This is a genomic window from Leucobacter sp. (genome assembly GCF_053528595.1).
The window spans coordinates 1-17,987 of the sequence record NZ_JAIVPF010000031.1; the positions used below are offsets into that span (position 1 = coordinate 1).

At 68.0% G+C, this 17,987-nt stretch carries 17 protein-coding genes; all 17 read left to right on the top strand.

What is annotated here, in order from left to right; translation table 11 throughout:
• The first annotated feature begins 229 nt into the window (after window positions 1–229).
• The 17 genes from ACWKZU_RS06260 (at window position 230) to ACWKZU_RS06340 (ending at window position 17,900) form a co-directional block, all read left to right on the top strand.
• Window positions 230–1,324: an ArdC family protein gene (locus tag ACWKZU_RS06260; RefSeq protein ID WP_449281541.1), complete on the top strand. Its 1,095-nt coding sequence runs from the start codon at window positions 230–232 to the stop codon at window positions 1,322–1,324.
• A complete protein-coding gene (locus ACWKZU_RS06265) occupies window positions 1,324–2,226 on the top strand; it encodes a bifunctional DNA primase/polymerase (protein WP_449281542.1) in 903 nt (300 codons plus the stop codon). Before ACWKZU_RS06260 ends, ACWKZU_RS06265 begins: the two co-directional genes overlap by 1 nt.
• Window positions 2,223–2,990 carry a DUF2637 domain-containing protein gene (locus ACWKZU_RS06270; protein WP_449281543.1) on the top strand — a complete coding sequence of 256 codons (768 nt, stop codon included), beginning with the start codon at window positions 2,223–2,225 and terminating at the stop codon, window positions 2,988–2,990. The genes ACWKZU_RS06265 and ACWKZU_RS06270 overlap by 4 nt, the downstream gene beginning before the upstream one ends.
• Window positions 2,987–3,463: a hypothetical protein gene (locus tag ACWKZU_RS06275; RefSeq protein WP_449281544.1), complete on the top strand. Its 477-nt coding sequence runs from the start codon at window positions 2,987–2,989 to the stop codon at window positions 3,461–3,463. Before ACWKZU_RS06270 ends, ACWKZU_RS06275 begins: the two co-directional genes overlap by 4 nt.
• A 93-nt stretch (window positions 3,464–3,556) precedes the next feature.
• Window positions 3,557–4,438 (top strand): hypothetical protein, encoded by an 882-nt coding sequence (locus ACWKZU_RS06280; protein ID WP_449281545.1) that lies wholly within the window; start codon window positions 3,557–3,559, stop codon window positions 4,436–4,438.
• Window positions 4,425–5,531 carry a ParB N-terminal domain-containing protein gene (locus ACWKZU_RS06285; protein ID WP_449281546.1) on the top strand — a complete coding sequence of 369 codons (1,107 nt, stop codon included), beginning with the start codon at window positions 4,425–4,427 and terminating at the stop codon, window positions 5,529–5,531. The genes ACWKZU_RS06280 and ACWKZU_RS06285 overlap by 14 nt, the downstream gene beginning before the upstream one ends.
• 96 nt (window positions 5,532–5,627) lie before the next feature.
• Window positions 5,628–6,287 carry a hypothetical protein gene (locus tag ACWKZU_RS06290; protein ID WP_449281547.1) on the top strand — a complete coding sequence of 220 codons (660 nt, stop codon included), beginning with the start codon at window positions 5,628–5,630 and terminating at the stop codon, window positions 6,285–6,287.
• Window positions 6,288–6,290: 3 nt separating this feature from the next.
• Window positions 6,291–7,466, top strand: a complete 1,176-nt coding sequence (locus ACWKZU_RS06295) for a M23 family metallopeptidase (RefSeq protein WP_449281548.1) — start codon at window positions 6,291–6,293, stop codon at window positions 7,464–7,466.
• On the top strand, window positions 7,466–7,732 hold the full coding sequence (locus ACWKZU_RS06300) for a DUF6112 family protein (RefSeq protein ID WP_449281549.1): 267 nt from the start codon (window positions 7,466–7,468) through the stop codon (window positions 7,730–7,732). Before ACWKZU_RS06295 ends, ACWKZU_RS06300 begins: the two co-directional genes overlap by 1 nt.
• Before the next feature lie 160 nt (window positions 7,733–7,892).
• Entirely contained in the window at window positions 7,893–8,165 is a 273-nt protein-coding gene (locus tag ACWKZU_RS06305; protein ID WP_449281550.1) for a DUF6112 family protein, read from the top strand.
• A 16-nt stretch (window positions 8,166–8,181) separates the two neighbouring features.
• Window positions 8,182–9,537 (top strand): conjugal transfer protein TrbL, encoded by a 1,356-nt coding sequence (locus tag ACWKZU_RS06310; RefSeq protein ID WP_449281551.1) that lies wholly within the window; start codon window positions 8,182–8,184, stop codon window positions 9,535–9,537.
• Window positions 9,538–9,541: 4 nt separating this feature from the next.
• Window positions 9,542–11,017 (top strand): SCO6880 family protein, encoded by a 1,476-nt coding sequence (locus ACWKZU_RS06315; protein ID WP_449281552.1) that lies wholly within the window; start codon window positions 9,542–9,544, stop codon window positions 11,015–11,017.
• Window positions 11,018–11,051: 34 nt separating this feature from the next.
• Window positions 11,052–11,861, top strand: coding sequence for a hypothetical protein (locus tag ACWKZU_RS06320; protein WP_449281553.1), 810 nt, complete (start codon window positions 11,052–11,054; stop codon window positions 11,859–11,861).
• Window positions 11,858–13,351 carry an ATP-binding protein gene (locus ACWKZU_RS06325; protein WP_449281554.1) on the top strand — a complete coding sequence of 498 codons (1,494 nt, stop codon included), beginning with the start codon at window positions 11,858–11,860 and terminating at the stop codon, window positions 13,349–13,351. Before ACWKZU_RS06320 ends, ACWKZU_RS06325 begins: the two co-directional genes overlap by 4 nt.
• A gap of 416 nt (window positions 13,352–13,767) precedes the next feature.
• On the top strand, window positions 13,768–13,962 hold the full coding sequence (locus tag ACWKZU_RS06330) for a YjzC family protein (protein WP_449281555.1): 195 nt from the start codon (window positions 13,768–13,770) through the stop codon (window positions 13,960–13,962).
• 162 nt (window positions 13,963–14,124) lie between these two features.
• Window positions 14,125–16,770 carry a hypothetical protein gene (locus tag ACWKZU_RS06335; protein ID WP_449281556.1) on the top strand — a complete coding sequence of 882 codons (2,646 nt, stop codon included), beginning with the start codon at window positions 14,125–14,127 and terminating at the stop codon, window positions 16,768–16,770.
• Window positions 16,771–16,892: 122 nt separating this feature from the next.
• On the top strand, window positions 16,893–17,900 hold the full coding sequence (locus tag ACWKZU_RS06340; RefSeq protein ID WP_449281557.1) for a DNA-processing protein DprA: 1,008 nt from the start codon (window positions 16,893–16,895) through the stop codon (window positions 17,898–17,900).
• The last annotated feature ends 87 nt before the right edge of the window (window positions 17,901–17,987 follow it).

Here is a 17,987-nt window from a genome sequence, read left to right on the forward strand (position 1 = left end):
ATCTACTCGGCACATGACTCGTGTTTCTCGTACGGTGACACGGAACATGTCCATGCTGCTCGACGATGAGATGTTCGGCAGGTAAACCGGATAGGACACGTCGGGTTCATCGAGGAGCCTGACGGTCGCCACCTCCGTCCGCCCGCCCATCTTTCCCCGGTCCTCCCGGCGTACCTCATAGTCGCAAGGGTCAGCGGCTTGTGACGTTGGTCCCGCAGAGAGGAGGTCGATGATGGCGAGGGACGAGGAGGTGCAGGCTGCGCGGGATGCGAAGCTCGAACGACTCCAGGAACGGTTGATGGCTGCTGTCGGCCGGCTTGTCTCAGGTGAGGACTGGAAGCGGGCGCTGTCTTTTGCGGCGAAGTTCCGGTCGCGTTCGGTGAACAACTCGTGGCTGATCTTCGCGCAGCATCAGGCGGCGTGGGAAGCCGGCAAGGTTCCTGATCCGATGCCGACGTATGTGGCGGGGTTCCGGCAGTGGGAGCAACTCGGCCGCCACGTAGAGAAGGGCCAGAAGGGGTACGCGATCCTCGCCCCGGTGGTCGCGAAGTTCGCGTCGAGAACTCCGTCAAATCCGGTGTCGTGGCGCCGGCTCGCGCCCCGCGAAGCGCCGCAGCCAGGCGAGAAGGTGAAGTCGGAGATGGTCGGCGCGAAAGTCGCCTACGTCTTCGACATCTCCCAGACCACCGGCCCCGATGTGCCCCTCCCGCCGACCCCGCAGCTCCTCGCAGGTGAGGCGCCGGCCGGGCTCCGCGAGGGCCTGATCCGGCAGGTCGAGGAGGCCGGGTTCATGTTCCTGCCGGTGCCACACGAGGGCATGATCCACGGCGCGAATGGCATCACGAAGTTCGATGATCGTCAGGTCGCGGTGCGCATGAACATGGACGATGCCGCCCAGGTGAAGACGCTCGTGCACGAGCTGGCGCACGTAAAGATGCACGGCCCCGACCAGGAGGAGTCGCGGCAGCATCGCGGGATCGGCGAGGTGGAGGCCGAGTCGGTCGCGCTCATGGTCAGTGCCGCGCACGGCATGGATACGAGCGCCTACACGATCCCGTATGTCTCGGGATGGGCGATGGCCGCCAACGGGAAGAACCCGATCCAGACCGTGCAGGCCACGGCCGAGCGCGTGCGGAAAGTCACGCTCGAGATCCTGGACCAGCTCGACACCGTGCAAATCAGCGATGGCACCCCGCCCAGTCTCACCCGAGACGACCCCGATCGCACGGCCGCGAAGCAGGCCGAACGGAAGACACCGGCACGCGCTGCTGCACGGAAGCCCTCGCAGCCGGCGCGATCCTTGAGCGCGGTTCGGGGGCTGTGATGGATGCCGGACAGCTCCTCTCCCCGGCCGCCGGCCTGTCGCTGGCGGATGCCGCGCAGCACTATGCAAGTCTCGGAGTGCCGGTGTTCCCGTGCGTGCCCGGTGAGAAGCGGCCGCTCGTGGCGCACGGCTTCAAGGACGCGACCGCCGCCCCTGCCCAGGTGGGTGCGTGGTGGCGGCGCTGGCCGGAGGCGAACATCGGCATCCCGACCGGGCCCGCCTCCGGGATCGAAGTCGTCGATGTCGACGTGAAGGGAGACGAGCCGCGCGGGCCCGTCTCTTGGCAGCGCGCAACGCAGGCCGGCTTCCTCGACGGCTGGGCCGCGCACGTGGTCACCCCGTCAAGCGGACTGCACGCCTACTATCCGGCGGCGGACATCGAGCAGCATTCCTGGGCGTCGGGCAACGCGCAGCTCGACTTCCGGGGCACCGCCGGCTACATCGTCGCACCGCCATCGCGCACCCTCGTCGACGGGCAGGTGGCCGCGTATCAGCTCCTCGATCTCGCCACCGGCGAAGTGCAGCCGGTGGATGCGGCCGCGTTGCGGGAGTTCCTCGACCCGCGCCCGGCGCGGCCGGCGTGGCAAGGGCTGCCGTTCCGGGGCACCCTCGAAGAGCGCACCCAGCGCATTGCGGCCTGGCTTGGCGGGCGGGAGGTGAGCGAACGAAACCAGGGCCTCTACTGGGCTTCCTGCCGTCTGGCCGAGAACGGCGCCAGCCTCGGGGAGGCGTTCTCGGCGCTCGGTCCGGTCGCCGAGCAGATCGGGCTCGCACCTCGGGAGATCGAACGCACGATCCGCTCCGCATATCGCAGCCCCGTCTCGTCCTCCTCGCCGACGCTCGCACAGGCACAGCCAGCCGCTCAGCGGGAGCCGGTCGATCGAGGTCGGGGGCTCGCATGAACGACGCGAAGACCCGGCGGGATGGCCGTCTGGTGGTGATGACTGCGGTCGCGGGCACGGTGCTGATCGCGGCGGGAGCGTTCTGGCTCAGCTTCACCTCGCTCGCGGATCTCGCGCGCCGGTCTGGGATTGAAGCAGGGCAGGCGTGGGCGTGGCCGCTGATCGTGGACGGCATTATTGTCGTGGCGACCGTCGCCGTCGTTGCCCTCTCGGGGAGCCGGGTCGCGTGGTATCCGTGGCTGCTGCTGATCTGCGGGGCTGGGCTGTCGGTGACGGCGAACTCTATTCATGCGATCTTTGCCGCCGACGCGGACGTGCCCCCGGTGCTCGCCGCCTCGGTCGCCGCCGTGCCGCCGCTCGTGCTGCTCGCGATCACGCACCTCACAGTGATCCTTACCCGATACCAACCCGCCACCGAGGGAGCCATATCGGCTGATGTCGACTCCAAGGTGCCGCTAATCGGCGTGCCTGCGATCGTCGCGCCGCCGGAGCACGAGCCCATGGCGATTCCGGTGCAGGATCACGTCGAGGCGAGCGAGGCCGTGCCAAATGGTTGGCCCGGCCGCGAGGTCGCCGGGGCGCTGCGAGCAGGCGGCTGGTCGAACAAGAAGATCGCCCGCTACCTCGAAGTCCACCCCTCGACCGTCGGCCGATGGTTCGCCCATGACACCGACCACCCAGGCGACTCGGGTGACCCCGAAGCCACATCGATGCAGCATCCCGCTGATGCGACATCCACCGAGAACGAGGAGGAACCCTCATGAACCCTGAATACGAGCCCGCCGGCGGGCCGGAGGCGGCGCGGTCGCGCCTGCACCCTGCGCTCGCGGCGGCCATGCAAGCCGAAGCTGCCCACTCGACAGACTTGGCGTCGGCTGAGGTCGCGGAGGCGGAGCAGTCGACGCTCGCCGTGCACCGCGACCCCACACTGAGCGCTTCCGAGGCGAAGCCCGACACACCTACGCCCGAGGCAGACGCCACGGAGAAGCAACGCACCCAGGTTCGGTGGGTGCGCCCGACCGAGCTCGCGATGCAGGGCGGGGCGCGGGCGACGGGCTGGGGTCTCGATCTGCGGGCCGAGCTCGGGCAGCGGGTCCGCGACGCGCTGCCCGAGCGAAAGCAGGACCGTGCCGAGCAGCGCAGCGCGCGAGCTCAGCGTCTGCCCGATCTGTCGGTCTCGGGCCGCCGTGCCCGCCGCGCCCCTGGGCAGGAGCGTGCGGGGATGGGGCTGAGGTGATCCGCCATGAACACGATCAGCCGCGTATTCGCGCAGGACCTGCCCGCCCCCATGCAGGCCGGGTGCACCTCGTTTGCAGGAGGTGCCACGACCATGGAGAGAACCAGCAGCACGAGAACCCCCGCCGCGCAGCCCGGAACACCGGGTGTGCGGCGGGGGTTCGAGCATTCCGAGGGGCTGCGCGCCCTGCTCATCCGCCTGCACGAGGAGGGCCAGTGGGCGTGGCGGCACGATCCCGAGGTCGCAGCGCTCATGCAGTACGCCGCGGACAAGTACGCCGCCCTCGCGCGCCGGCACGGCCTCGACCCGTGGGAGGCAGCTGCGGCCGCGTTCGACGCGATGCGCACCGGCGCCGTCCGCCGCGCCGACGACCCGTGGGCGGTCATCACCCGCGCGGTCAAGGTCACCTGCATCGCTGAGGAGCGCGCGAACGGGCTGCTGTGCTCGGTGCATCAGGCACGCCGGCCGAAGTTCTCCGCACACCACGACGCGGAGCGGTTCTCGGACCGGGAGAACCCGCTCACCGACTACCACCACAGCCTCGCCATCCCGCCCCCCGACTCCGTCGAAGCCCCGGACGACAGCAAAACGTCTGTGCAGGTCGCGCAGGCAATTGAAGACACGGTCGCGTTGTTCCATCTGCTCGGCTGGCCAGTGGAGGCGGCACGGGGCGGGATCGAATACATCGTGACCCGGCTTGCGGAATCGGCTTCGCGAGCTCAGGCCTTCGAATCGCTGCGCCGCGACTACCACGCCCGCGCCCTCCTCGACATCCCCGCCACCTCCTGGCTGACGATGCTGAGAGTCGTGCTCGGCACACAGGACCCGAACCACGCGCACACCAGTGCCGCACGCGGTGTCCTGCATCGCCTCGTCACCGGCGAACCGCTCCGCGCGTTCCTTACCGACGACGGGGTGCTGTCCGAGGTAGTGCTGGCGGCACCCGATGGGGGTGGGTGCCTTGGCTGCGAGTAGCCCCGGCCATATCGAGCTGGAACGCTCCCTCGATTCCATTACCGTCGGCAAGCGCCACCGCACCGACCTCGGCGACATTCCAGCACTCGCCGAGTCCATCCGCAACGAAGGCCTACTGCAGCCAATCACCGTCACCCCCGACGGCGCGCTCGTGTGCGGACGTCGCCGGCTCGAGGCGCTGCGTTTCCTCGGGCAGCGGTCCACGAACGTGTGGGTGCGCTCGAACCTGTCCGACCGGCTCTCCCAGCTCCTCGCGGAGCAGAACGACAACTCCCTGCACAAGCCGCTCTCCCTGATCGAAGCAGAATCCTTGTACCGGGAGCTGAAGGTCGTGCTGGCAGAGGATGCGGCACGCCGCCAGGCTGCCACAAGATTCGGTGCGGAAGGCGAAGCACCCGAGGATTCCGCGGAAGTATCCGGTGCCGTCGAATCGACGGCACCGCGATCAGCGGGCGAAGCCCGGGTGCAGGCAGCTCGCATGGTGACTGGCCGCGGGTCGCAGACGATGCTCGAACAGATCGGCCGGCTGAAGGATCTCGCCCACGACGAGACTCGTCCCGGCCACATCCGCTCTCAAGCTCTGGCGGAGCTTGCCCGGATCGAGGCGGGCGGGAAAGTGCACGGCGCGCATCTGCGCATGAATACCGTTCTCTCCCTGGACGAACTCGACCGGATCGCCGCCGACCCTGCCCAGCCCGAAACCGTGCGCGCGCAGGCCGTGTCCTCTGCGGCCGAAGTGCGGGCGGCGGCCAACCAGGAGGCGCGCACGGCCGAGCTCGCCGCACTCGCTGCCGAAGCGATCGCCCGCGTCACCGCCGAAGGCCGCAGCAAGGGGAAGAAGCGAGCGGGAACGGTGGAGCGTCCGAAACTGACGCTCGTCGTACTGCCGCCGCGCGCCTTCGTCGCGCTCTGGGCCGACATGGACGGATGGACGAAGAAGCACGATCCCGTCGTCCTCGCATCCGAACTCACCGTGGCGGAGTGGGAGCGCGCCGAAGCGGTGCTCGCCGAGACCGTCGCCTTCTTCGCCCTCATCCGCACCGCACGCGCCCAGGCCGCCGACACTGACACCTCGTCTGCGCACGCGATCTGACGACGGCAGCCGCCACCTCAGCTGCCCTCAGCGCGGGCATGCGGGCGCACCTTCCGGATACCGAATCCAGCCGTTCCTCGGAAGGACCACCGTCTCATGCGTCAGCCCACCGCACCGAAGCAGTCGTCGCGTCGCCTCCGTATCGCCCTGATCGGTGGCGGCCTTGTCCTCGCCCTGCTCGTCGGTATCGGGGTCTACGGCCTGCTGCGCGGCCCCGCTACTCAGCCCGAACCGGACACCGACAGCACGACGACGGTCCCGGAAGCTGATCGTAATCTTGCGCCCCGCGCACTGCCGGGAGGCGCGGAGCCTGAACGGTTCTCGCGCTCGGTGGCAGAGGGACTGTTCGCATGGGACACCAGCCTCGGTCACGGGGTACATGAGTACATGCAAGCGATCGTCGATGTCGCTGATCGCGAGGAAGCGCCCGGCCTTGCCGGGGACCTCCGCGCCTACTTCCCAGACGATACGGCATGGGGCGAGCTGCGGAACTACGAGACCCGGCAATGGCTCATCATCGACACGATCACCGTCCCCGAGACATGGCCGGGGGTCGTCGCCAACGCTCGGCCCGGGACGCTTCCACCCGGTGCGGCCGCCTACACGATCATCGGCACCCGGCACCGCGAAGGGTCCTGGGAAGGCCAGGACGTTTCGGATGCCAGGCCGGTGTCGTTCACGATCTTCGCCGCCTGCCCGACCGGGGATTCCTGCCGGCTGCTGCGGCTCTCGGCCGTTGACAACCCGATGCCGTAGCTCATGGCGAAGAAGCTGCTCGTCCTCCTGCTGGTGCTGTTCTGCATCGGCCCGTCGACCGCGCTCGTGGGCTTGGGCGCGTTTATGGGGCCGGCAGGATTCTGCCTCACCGGCTCACTCGTGGTCGGCCCGATCCCAGACAGCCTCACCGCCACCACCGCTGACGGCACCACGGTCACGCTGGACAAGCGGCAACTCACTCACGCGGCGACGATCATCACAACCGGAGCCGGCATCCCCGGTGTCGGGCAGGCCGGCGTTCGTGTTGCGCTGATGGCCGCGCTCACCGAATCGCGTCTGCGGATGCTCGCCAACACTGGCGCCTACCCCGAGTCCGGGAACTATCCGAACGACGGTGACGCTTCAGATCACGACTCGCTGGGTCTGTTCCAGATGCGTCCCGCCGCCGGCTGGGGCACCGTCGCCGAGCTCATGAACCCGAGCTACCAGGCTCAGGCGTTCTATGGCGGGAAGGACGGGCCGAACTACCCCTCGCCGCGCGGCCTGCTCGACCTCCCCGGCTGGCAGTCCATGGACCCGGGCGCAGCAGCGCAGGCGGTCGAGGTCAGCGCCTATCCCGACAGGTACCGGAACTGGCAGCCCGTCGCCGATGCGATCCTCACCGCCCTCACCACCTCCGCACCCGGCAGCAACAGCGGCAACGGGGCTGGCGGGCAGCTGCCTGAGACCTCGCGGATCGTGTTCCCGCTCCCGGAGGGCAGCTACACGAGCACCGACAGCTTCGGATGGCGCAGCGACCCCTTCACCGGGGAGAGCGAGTTCCACTCCGGCTCCGATCTCGCCGCAGCCGACGGCACCCCGATCTTCGCCGTCGCAGACGGCCGCGTCGCAGTCGCGGAGTTCAGTGCCGGGTGGGGCGGCCTGATCGTGATCGAGCACACCGTGCAGGGTGCCCGCGTCGCCTCCTATTACGCGCATATGTGGCAGCACGGGATCTACGTCACGACCGGCGAGACCGTGACGGCCGGGCAGCACATCGGCAATGTCGGGTCGTCGGGTCGTTCGACCGGCCCGCATCTGCATGTCGAGATCCGCCCCGGCGGGCAAGGGCAGCCGCCCGTGAACGCGATCGAGTGGCTCGCCCAGCACGGGGCAGTGCCTAGTGACGGCACCGGCACGAGTGCGCCGGGATGCCGTGCGAACGTGGGAGGCCTGTGATGAACGTGTTTCCCGACTTCGGAGCCGTCGGGGCGTCCAGTGAGCTCGCGTCCGTGATCGGCGCGCTCCTCACGATCGTCCTCATCGGCGCCGTGCTCACCCTCCTCGTCTCCGCGATCGTATGGGCAGTATCGTCCTCGACCGGGAACCCATACATAGCGCAGAAAGCCCGCGTCGGCGTCTTCGTCGCCCTCGGCACCGCAGCCCTCGCCGGTGCCGGCATCGCCTGGACCAACTTCCTCCTCACCATCGGCGACCACATCTGAGGCCCGGGGCGGGCTGCTTGCTCGCCGATGCCCGGTTCCTGCGCTGGAACGAGCGGTTGCGGCCGCCCCTGACGGGAATCAGCCGCCGGTGGGCTGTGGTGTACCTGCTTGTCGGACGGTTCGCGTTCACCCACCTTTGACTGGCAGGAGTGCTTTCACCATGATCGATATCGACCCGAACAGCGACGGGCTTCCGGGGATCGCGCAACTGCGCGACATCGTGGGCGCAGTGATGACCGTGGGATTGATTCTCAGCGTCCTTGCGCTGATCGTCTCAGCGATCGTCTGGGGTCTCGGCGCGAACTCCTCAAACCCTCACCTCGCCTCGCGTGGGAAGACTGGCGTGCTCGTGTCCTGCGTTGCGGCGGTGCTGTGCGGGGCGGCGGTCACGCTGATCAACTTCTTCTGGACCGTCGGCCAGGCCGTCAACTAGCCGGCGGTGATCCAGGGTGAGTATCTGCGACATCCCCGGCATCTCCACCGTCTGCACCACGATCGGTGAAGGACCCGCCGGGCTCTTCTTCGGATGGATCGCCTCGGCGATGGGCCTCGCCGTGTCCACCCTGTTCCAGGGCATGTGGGAGGTGTTTTCCAGCACCACCTCGGTTGATGTCACTTCCGACGGGTATGTGAAGGTCTACAACATCCTGTTCGGCATCGCCGTGTTCATCACCGTGCTGTTCTTCTGCTTCCAGCTCATCGCTGGCCTCGCCCGCCGTGACCCCTCTGCCCTCGCCCGCGCCGCCACCGGGGTCGCCAAATCGGTGCTGGGATCGTTCGTGCTCATCACCTGCACCGCGCTTCTGCTCGAGATCACCGACCAGCTGTGCGTCGGCATCATCCAGGCCACCGGGCAGACGATCCAGAGCATGGGCGACCGGCTGGCGCTCCTCATCGGCGCGACGGCGGTGACGCCCGCGACCGGCGGAGCCGGGGTGCTCCTCACGATCTTCCTCGCCGGCCTCATGGTCGCAGGAGTCTTCATCCTCTGGTTCTCCCTCCTCATCCGCAAAGCCCTGCTGCTGGTCGCGATCGTGTTCGGGCCGATCGCATTGTCGGGCCTCACCTGGGAGGCCTCGCGCGGCTGGTTCGGGAAGTGGGCGACCTTCGTGGTCGCTCTGATCGCGTCGAAGCTCGTGATCGTGGTGATCTTCCTAATCGCGACCACCCAGGTCGCCGCTCCCATCAGCCTCGACCTGAAATCCCTGTCGGAGCCGATTGCCGGAATAGTGCTGCTGTTCGTCGCAGCCTTCGCACCGTACATGGCGTACAAGTTCCTGAGCTTCGTCGGCTTCGACATGTACCAGGCCGCGTCAATGGAGCAGGAAGCAAAGAACGCCCTCAACCGGCCGATCCCGCTCCCGTCGAAACCATCTGGTCCCGCACCCAAGCAAGTCCTCGACGGTGCAGACTCAGGCACGGCCGCACCGAAGACCGCCCCTGCATCAGCCTCAGCACCGGCTCATGCTGCTCCTGCGGCTGGCGGCGGCGGCGCGGCAGGCAGCGGTGGGGCTGCCAGTGGTGGCGGGGCTGCCGGTGGTGGGGCCGCAGGCGGCGGTGCCGCGGGTGGGGCAGCCGTAGCAGGTCCCGCTGCTGCGGTCGTGGCCGGCGCGATCGTCGTGAAGGAGACCGCGACCGCGGGGCCGAAGCTCGGCGGAGCGATCGGGAATGCCGCAGACTCCCATGCTGGCAGCGCGTCTGAGCAGGCGACCCCGCCGCCGGCGAGCTCGCCGGTGCAGCAGCCGCCCCCAGTGCTCCCACCGGCAACGCCGAAGACCCCGCCCGCGCCGACCGGGAAGGCATGAGTCCATGACCTCGCATGCGTCCGCGGCCTCCGCGTCGGAGGGGTTCGAGCTGCGGCCGGTGCAGTTCTCCCGTCTCACGCGCCGCGGCATCATCCTCGGCCTCTCCCTTCCGCAGCTCATCGTCCTCGCAGTCGCGCTCCTCATCGTCGTCGCAGGCCTCTACACGTACGGCGGTGCGGGCCTCGCCTGGTCGTCGCCCGCGTGGGCGTCGCTCGTCGCGGTCGCCTGGGTGCCCGTCGGCGGGCGGAAGCTCATCGAGTGGGCTCCCATCGTCACCCGGTGGATGCTCCGCACCCGGGCGAAGCAGACCCGCTACCGCAGACGTGTCGTGAAGCCCCGCCCCGCTGGCACGCTCGCGCTCCCCGGCGACATGGCCGCACTCAGGGAATGGGTAGACCCCGAAACGGGGGCGGCGATGATCCACGATCCCCACGCGCAGACCCTCACCGCGGTCTGCGGGGTGCAGCATCCCGCGTTCGTGCTCCTCGACCCCGCCGAGCAGCAGCGCCGCGTCACCGGCTGGGGCCGAGTGCTCGCCACCGCCTGCCGATCAGGTCGCATCGCCCGTATTCAGGTCATGGAGCGCACCCTCCCCGATTCCGGGTCCGGGCTCACCGAGTGGTGGCGGCAGCATGGCACCGACGACGACTCATGGGCGGCGACCACCTACCGCGAACTCATCGAGCGGGCCGGCCCCGCAGGCGAGCGCCACGCCACCACCGTGTCTCTGTCGATCGACATGCGCGCCGCCGCCAGACAGATCCGTTCCGCAGGCGGCGGCATGAAGGGCGCGGCCGCGGTGCTGCGTCAGGAGATGCAGTCGTTCCAGACAGCGCTCCGCAGCGCCGAGCTGCACATGACCGGCTGGCTCACCCCGGGCGATGTCGCCTTGATCCTCCGTACCGCCTACGACCCCGCTGCGGGCCCCGCCCTGGAACGGCACGGCGCGCTCGGCCGGGATCTCGCGATCGCCGGCCCGGTCGCGGTAAACGAGTCGTGGGATCGGCTGCGCTCCGACAGCGCGCACCATGCGGTGCTGTGGATCAGCGAGTGGCCGAGGGCGCAGACCTTCCCGGGGTTCCTCGCTCCGCTCGTTCTCACCGGCGGTGTGCTCCGTTCCCTCTCGTTGCACTATCTCCCGGTCCGGGCGGATCAGGCGGCACGGGATCTGCGGAAGAAGAAGACCGAGATGATCGCCGACGCCGCGCAACGGCGGAAGATCGGCCAGGTCGAGGACACGCAAGCCTCCGCCGAGTACAGCGATGTCCTGCAACAGGAATCCGAGCTCACCGCCGGTCATGGCGTCCTGCGCGTCGTCGGCCTCGTCTCCGTCTCGGCACCGACCTCGAGCGAGCTCGACGCTGCCGTGTCGCAGATTGAGCAGGCCGCGATCCAGGCCTCCTGCGAAACGAGAAGGCTCGTCGGGCAGCAAGCCCAGGCCTTCACCGCAGCGGCACTGCCGCTGTGCCGATCCATCTGACCGCCGCCACTATCTCTCGAACGGAGTCCCGATCATGCCGACCTTCACCGATCCTGCCGCCGACGCGGCCGAGATGTACGAGGCGATGCGTGGCCTCGCCCACGCGAGCATCGTGCTCGACCATCCCGAGCGCATGTACGGGATGCTCGGCGATCTCCTCGGTGCGGTCAGATCCCTCGAACAGGTGCTCGGCCAGTTCGCGAAAGGCCACACCGACGCCCGCGGGCGCGCAGCGAATGACGACGGGGATCGTGCCACTGGAACCCAAGATGCGCTCACCGCAGCGGCAGAGCTTCGCCAGGCCGCCGCCCTCATCGGCGAGGCAGAGCGGCGGCTCGACGCAGGTAAGGCGGCGGCCGGCCGGATCGCCTGGCAGCCCACGGTTCAGACGAGCGAAGTCCCTTCGCGGCTCATCAACGTGGTGTTCCTGCAGGGCGGCGAAGCCGACCACGCCCTCAACCTGATCGAAGCCGGGGGCGCGGATGCTGTGATCCAGGAACTCGCCGGCAACGACTTCGGCGACGAGACCATGGAAGCCGCACTCGAGCACGGGTACGTCTACGACAAGGTGCCCGTCGCACCGCTCGACCGTGTGACAACGCTCGATGCGTACACCCTGGTCTACAACCACGAGCATCGGCACATCGCCCTCTACCGTGTCGAAGACAGCCTTCCCGGCCCCGTCTTGTTCGGAATCGAAGATCCCCGCCACGCAGCGCAAGCAGATACCACCGGGCGCGACACCGCGGATTTGCAGCAAACCAGGCGAGAACGGCTCGGCGCTCCGACCATCAACCGGCAGCGCTACGTGAACCAGCCCGCTGTGCGGGGCCTCGGGCGATGAGCCAGGAACCAGGCGGGGCCGAGCCGGGCCTGCTCCATACTTCGGTGCTCGTCGGCCCGGAAGGGGAACTGCGCAAGCACCGCCGAGCCCGCGCGCAAGCCGCAGCCCGCCTCCAAGCCGAAGCGAAAGCCGCGACGATTGCCGCCGCCCGCGCGCAAGCAGATGAAGAGCGTGAAGCTCGCCGCGCGACCCGCTACCTGCCGCGGGCAGGCGAAGACGGGCCCGCAGCGTTGCGTACGCCGGGCGGGTTCCGGCTCCCGCGCCACCAGGACACCTCGGCCACGCTGTCGGGGCACTACCCGTTTCTCGCGGAAGGCGGGCTCGGCTCAGCCGGAACATTCATCGGGCAAGACCTCTACTCGGGCGGCTCCTTCGTGTACGACCCGTGGCAGCTCTACAAGCAAGGGGTCATCACTGCCCCGAACATCATCCTCGCCGGCATCGTCGGCTCCGGGAAGTCGTCCCTCGCCAAGAGCCTCTACACGCGGGCGCTTCCGTTCGGGCGTCGCGTCTACGTTCCGGGAGATCCGAAAGGCGAGCATACCCCGGTCGCACGCGCGGTCGGCGGCCGCGCCATCGTGTTGGGCCCATCGCTCCCGACCCGTCTGAATCCCCTGGACGAGGGGTACCGGGCTGCCGGCATCCCGGATGAGGACTGGGCCGCGCAAGTGTCTGCCCGACGCCGCGACCTCATCGGCGCCCTCGCCGAAACGGTGCTCGACCGTCGTCTGACGCCCGTGGAGCACACCGTGATCGATATCGCGCTTGCCGACGCGGTCAGATCGGCGGAGGTGCCGATCCTCCCCATGGTCGTCGACCGCATCCTTGCTCCCTCGTCGGCTGACGACCCGGACGGCCGACTGACCGAGGACGGGCGGATGGTGGGGCACGCACTCCGGCGCCTTGTTGCCGGTGATCTATCTGGGTTATTCGACGGCCCGTCGACGGAGAGATTCGATCCGACGTTGCCGATGCTCTCGCTGGACCTGTCCCGTGTCGCCGAGAACAGTGCGCTGCTCGCGGTGCTGATGACGTGTTCGGCGGCGTGGATGGAGGCCGCCCTTCAAGATCCCAGTGGCGGACAGCGTTTCGTGGTTTACGACGAAGCCTGGCGGCTGATGTCCTACCCCAGCCTTCTCGCCCGTATGGATGCGCAATGGCGGCTCGCCAGGCATTATGGCCTCGCGAACCTCCTGGTGTTCCACAAGCTGACCGATTTGGAGAATGTCGGCGATAGCGGGTCATGGATGCGGGCGCTTGCATCGTCGCTGCTTGCGAACGCGGAAACCCGAGTCGTGTACCGGCAGGAATCAGATCAACTCGGCGTCACCGCACAGACGCTGGGGCTCACCGGCACCGTGCGGTCCCTGCTCCCGGGCCTCGGCATCGGGCAGGGCCTCTGGAAGATCAAGGACCGCAGCTTCGTGGTGCAGCACCAGCTCCACCCCGCCGAACTCGAACTCTTCGATACCCGCGCACGAATGCTCTAGAACTGATCGATGGAGCATCGATTATCCAACTGGGCGAAAAAATGGATCCACGACACGCCGAGAAATGCGGATCCGAGGAAAAACTTTGGAGACACCAAGCCTGTGGATAACTCAACTCAGGGCGCGATATTTAGCCAAAAGTTCTCCCCAGCACGATAGTATATCGCGGCTATTGGGCGGTGGAAAACTACACCGTTGTAAGTACACCTGAGTTACGTTGGCGCTCCGCCAGTAAACTGGGATCTGGAAACGCCAAACCCCCGGCGCAAATCGCGTTGGAAACGGGAAAGGCATCCGGGGGTCGGGTGATCAGATTGAGCCCTAATCATCTCGACTCTACCGGAAGTTTCTCGGTTTCATGACCATTGAAATCGAGAAGCTTCAGGGGATGCCGGTGTTCCAGATTGGATAAGAACATGGCATCCAAGCCTGTTTTCCGGCCCGGCCAGGAGGCCCCCCGCTCCGGACAGTGGGAGCAGGTCGGCCCTCGCGGCGGCCGCACCGGCAATGAGCGGACCGTCACTCGCGGAGAACCTCTGCCGCCGACGCCTCGCCCTGGCATGGGATACATCCTGGCAGACCCCACCAAGCACGGCGGCCACTCGAAGTAGCCTACCGAGCAAAGCGCCCAGTTCCTTCGGGAGCTGGGCGCTTTGCTGTAGTCGCACTCGCGAAAGGTCAGCCTGAGCCTTATTAGGCATAGAGAAGCGCACCTGACTGTTGGCTGCCGTCATTCCTGGCGGTGGTCTTCCATCGTCCAGTCAGGAGTTCCCATGTCGAACACCGTGCTCGTTCCGCCCGGCGTAGCGAGACCACCCAGCCGTGCCGCCGCCCGTGCGGCGGCGCTCTTCACGATCCTGCTCATGCTCTTCGGTGGCCTGTTCTTCAACCCGGCTCCGGCGCAGGCGGCGACCCTCGGCGTCGGCTACGGCAACGAAGACGTGTGGCTCGGGTCGTTCTCCGCTCATGGCCGGCAGGCGTACTGCATGGACCTCGACGCTGTTCCTCCGTGGGGGAACACGCAGCACCCCGAGCTGAAGACGACCCTCGATAGTCTCACCTCGACCGAGCTGGCCCGCCTCAACTACGTCATGGGCCGTTGGGGAGAGTCGCAGGACCCGAATGTGACGGCTGCGGTGCAGATGTACGTGTGGGATGTCGCCGATCACGGCAACTATGTCGGACGTGGCGGGGATGCGCACTTCATCACCCGCGCGCCAGCCGGGGCGCAGGGCACCGTGCTCGCGAACTTGAGCGCGATGCGCGACGCTGCGGCAGCGAACGCAGTCGCGAACCCAGCGGTGTCCCTGTCGATCAGCATGAGCGACCAGTACCAGGGGCAGCTCACGGTCAGCACCAACCCGGCGTCTGCGACTGGCACGGTGACCCTCACCAATGCGACCTTCGCGAACGGTTTGGCCACCGCGACGCTTGGCGCGGGGACGCATCAGATCGTCGGCACCCCGCCCGAGTCTGCCCCCGATTACCAGATCACGGCTGCCATGCAAGCTCCCGCGATCGGGTACGGTGCGGGCGTCGATCTCTTCTACACGCCCGGCGAGCAGCGCATTCTCGCGGCCGCATCCTTCGAACCTTTGTCGGCGACCGCGAAGTCCCCGGTGATCCCTCTCGACTTCCAGCCGGTCATCGAGACGGTCGTCTCGGCGAAGTTCGTGCAGGCCGGCGACGTGTTCACCGACAAGCTCGCCGTGTCGGTGACGAAGCACTCCTGGATCAAGGTGAACGGGAGCCCGGTGCCGGTGCTCGCCGAGGGCACCCTCTATGGGCCGTTCGATGCGCAGCCGGCCGAAGCGAACGCACCCCCGCAGGGCGCACCCGTGCTCGGCACCGAGACGCTGACGCTCACGCACCCCGGCAACTACGTCTCCCCGGGCACCCTCGTCCCGCCCGAGTCGGGCTTCTACACGTGGGTGTGGAAGATCGACAAGAGCAAGCAGGGAGATGACGCGAAGTACCTCACCGATTCCTTTACCGACCGCTTCGGCCGGGTCGCGGAGACGTCGATCACCCCGTTCCAGCCCGAAGCGGTGTCGAAGGCGAACGGCCGGCTCGTGGAACCCGGCGACGCGGTGACGGATACGATCACGGTGTCCTCGACCAATGGGGCTTGGCTGAAGCAGAACGGCGATCTGATCCCGGTGGTGTTCGAGGGCACCGCCTATCAGGTGACCGGCACGCTGCCTCCCTTGCAAGGATCTGAGGTTCCGGCGGGTGCGGTGCCGATCGGCACGGTGCAGGTCACCGCGACCGGGCCGGGCACCTACGAGTCACCCGAGATGATCCTCCCGGATGCGGGCTTCGTGACCTGGGTGTGGCAGGTGAAGAAGGCGTCGCAGCCCGAGTGGGTGCGCCCCTACATCGCGTCCGATTGGCAGGACGACTACGGCATCAACATCGAGTCGCACTCGGTGCGCTGGCCGCTGACGATCACTTCCGAGGTGCGCGAGTACAACGTGCACTCCGGAGGCAGAGCGTTCGACCGTATCACCGTGACCGGGTTCCCCGACAATCACCCCGACTTCGAGGGCGACGGCTACTGGGGCCCGGACGAGAAGGAGCTCACCCACACGGTCTACGGGCCGTTCAAGACTGACGCGGAGCTCACCGACGATCTCGACCTCGAGACCGCGCCGGTGCTGACGACGATCACGACCCCTGCGAAGAACGGGGTCTATGACATCGGCTACACCGATGACGATCGCATCCAGCCCGAGGAGCCCGGCTACTACGTCGTCGTGACGACGTTCGCGGGCGATGACCGGGTGCAGCCCTTCGAGAGTTCCCCGGCTGACATCTGGGAGCGGTTCTACGTTCCCGACGATAAGCAGCCGCTGTCGGTCATCACGCAGGCCACCCCGGCTGCGGGCGTCGGCGAGGAGTTCGACGATGCCGCGCTCGTGCAGGGATCGAAGATCCCCAAGGACTCTTATCTCGTGTTCCGCGCCTACGGCCCCCAATCGCCGGATGCTGAGCCGGTGTGCGAGGCCCCGTTCTTCACCTCCGAGAAGATCCCGGTCACCGAAGCTGGCATCTACCATTCCGGGAAGACGAGCGTCGACCGGGCCGGGCACGTCTACTGGGTCGAGACCCTCTATGGGAAAGACGGCAAGGTGCTCGCCGAAGGGCGCTGCGGTGCACCGGGTGAGACCACGGTCGTGACCGACACCCCGCCGAAGACACCGCCGACGCCGGAGACGCCGGAGCTGCCGAAGCTGCCGCCTGAGCTCGCGGTCACCGGCGGGTCCGGGTTCCCGTGGCTCATCGCCGCAGGCGGCGCGGTGGCGCTTCTCGCGGCTGGGTTCACGCTGTGGTTCGGGCGCCGGCTCGCGCTCTCCCGGGAGCAGTGCGGCTACGTCAGAGAGGAGGACGAAGGTATCGAAGAACTCATGAAGAACTAGGACACCTCCCACTGAGCGGGCGGAACCGGCAGACCCTACCCCAGGTCTTTCGGTTCCGCCCGCTTCGTCATGCCAGCCCGGTGCACCTGCCCACTGACAGCAACCAGATTCAGGAGGCGACGGTGACCGACTACACGGAAGACATGCTCGCGCGCATGACGCTCACAGCGCTCACCGACCCGGGAGACCCGATCACGGGGAAACTCGTCCAGGCCATCGGCCTCACCGAGACACTCGCACTCATCCGCGACGCAGATGCTGCGATCCCCGCCCAGGTCAACCAGTTCGAAGGAGCGCGCTGGCGGCAGAAAGCCGCCGCAAGACAGAAAGACACTCTCGTAGACGACCTCGTCGCCCTCGCCGAGCGGGGCGGGCTCAGGCTGCTCACGCCCGGGCGGGCGGGCTGGCCGGCCGATCTCACCGACCTCGGACATTCGGCACCGCTGGTGCTGTGGGCGAAGGGGAACCCGGAACTGCTCACCTCGTCGCTCACTTCCCGCGTGACGATCACCGGCGCACGCGCTGCCACCGCCTACGGCGTGCACGTCACCCACGAATTTGCCGAGCAACTGGCGCAGTCCCCGCGCATCCTCGTCTCCGGCGGAGCCTACGGCATCGACGCCGAAACGCACCGCGCCGCGCTCGCAGTCCGGTCCGGGTCGACGATTGCGGTGCTCGCGGGCGGCGTCGACCGTCCCAACCCGGTCGGGAACGCTTCGCTGTTCCAGCGCATCACCGACGGCGGTGGGCTGCTGATCTCTGAAGTGCCGCCCGGACTCGCCCCGAGCAAGGACCGCTTCGTGGCTCGCGCCCGCCTCATGGCCGCGCTCAGCGGGGCGACCGTGGTTCCCGAGGCCGGCCCACGTTCGGGAAGCCTGCGAGTCGCCGTCAGCGCCTACGATCTCGGTCGCCGCGTCGGCGCGGTGCCCGGGCCGATCACCTCGGCAGCATCGTCTGGAGGCCACCTGCTCCTTTCCGAGGGATTCGCCGAGGTCGTCACGAATGCTGGGGACGTCGAGGCGATGCTCGACCCAGCTCCGGCGGCGTTCCGTCTCCCGCCCGCTTATCAGCAGGCCGCCCGCCGAGCCGCACCGGATGCCGGTCGCTCGGCGGGCAGGGCCGCGCTCTGACCCCCATTCCGCCCTTAGCCCTGGCGTGTTGCGCGTCAGGGGCGAGCTCTGTCCTCAAGCCTTCACGAAGGAGATTCCTGTATGTCA

Bases quoted from the DNA above. Each gene is read 5' to 3' on its own strand.
- ACWKZU_RS06260 (WP_449281541.1), top strand. From the start codon at position 230: ATGATGGCGAGGGACGAGGAGGTGCAGGCTGCGCGGGATGCGAAGCTC.
- ACWKZU_RS06265 (WP_449281542.1), top strand. From the start codon at position 1,324: ATGGATGCCGGACAGCTCCTCTCCCCGGCCGCCGGCCTGTCGCTGGCG.
- ACWKZU_RS06270 (WP_449281543.1), top strand. From the start codon at position 2,223: ATGAACGACGCGAAGACCCGGCGGGATGGCCGTCTGGTGGTGATGACT.
- ACWKZU_RS06275 (WP_449281544.1), top strand. From the start codon at position 2,987: ATGAACCCTGAATACGAGCCCGCCGGCGGGCCGGAGGCGGCGCGGTCG.
- ACWKZU_RS06280 (WP_449281545.1), top strand. From the start codon at position 3,557: ATGGAGAGAACCAGCAGCACGAGAACCCCCGCCGCGCAGCCCGGAACA.
- ACWKZU_RS06290 (WP_449281547.1), top strand. From the start codon at position 5,628: ATGCGTCAGCCCACCGCACCGAAGCAGTCGTCGCGTCGCCTCCGTATC.
- ACWKZU_RS06295 (WP_449281548.1), top strand. From the start codon at position 6,291: ATGGCGAAGAAGCTGCTCGTCCTCCTGCTGGTGCTGTTCTGCATCGGC.
- ACWKZU_RS06300 (WP_449281549.1), top strand. From the start codon at position 7,466: ATGAACGTGTTTCCCGACTTCGGAGCCGTCGGGGCGTCCAGTGAGCTC.
- ACWKZU_RS06305 (WP_449281550.1), top strand. From the start codon at position 7,893: ATGATCGATATCGACCCGAACAGCGACGGGCTTCCGGGGATCGCGCAA.
- ACWKZU_RS06315 (WP_449281552.1), top strand. From the start codon at position 9,542: ATGACCTCGCATGCGTCCGCGGCCTCCGCGTCGGAGGGGTTCGAGCTG.
- ACWKZU_RS06320 (WP_449281553.1), top strand. From the start codon at position 11,052: ATGCCGACCTTCACCGATCCTGCCGCCGACGCGGCCGAGATGTACGAG.
- ACWKZU_RS06325 (WP_449281554.1), top strand. From the start codon at position 11,858: ATGAGCCAGGAACCAGGCGGGGCCGAGCCGGGCCTGCTCCATACTTCG.
- ACWKZU_RS06330 (WP_449281555.1), top strand. From the start codon at position 13,768: ATGGCATCCAAGCCTGTTTTCCGGCCCGGCCAGGAGGCCCCCCGCTCC.
- ACWKZU_RS06335 (WP_449281556.1), top strand. From the start codon at position 14,125: ATGTCGAACACCGTGCTCGTTCCGCCCGGCGTAGCGAGACCACCCAGC.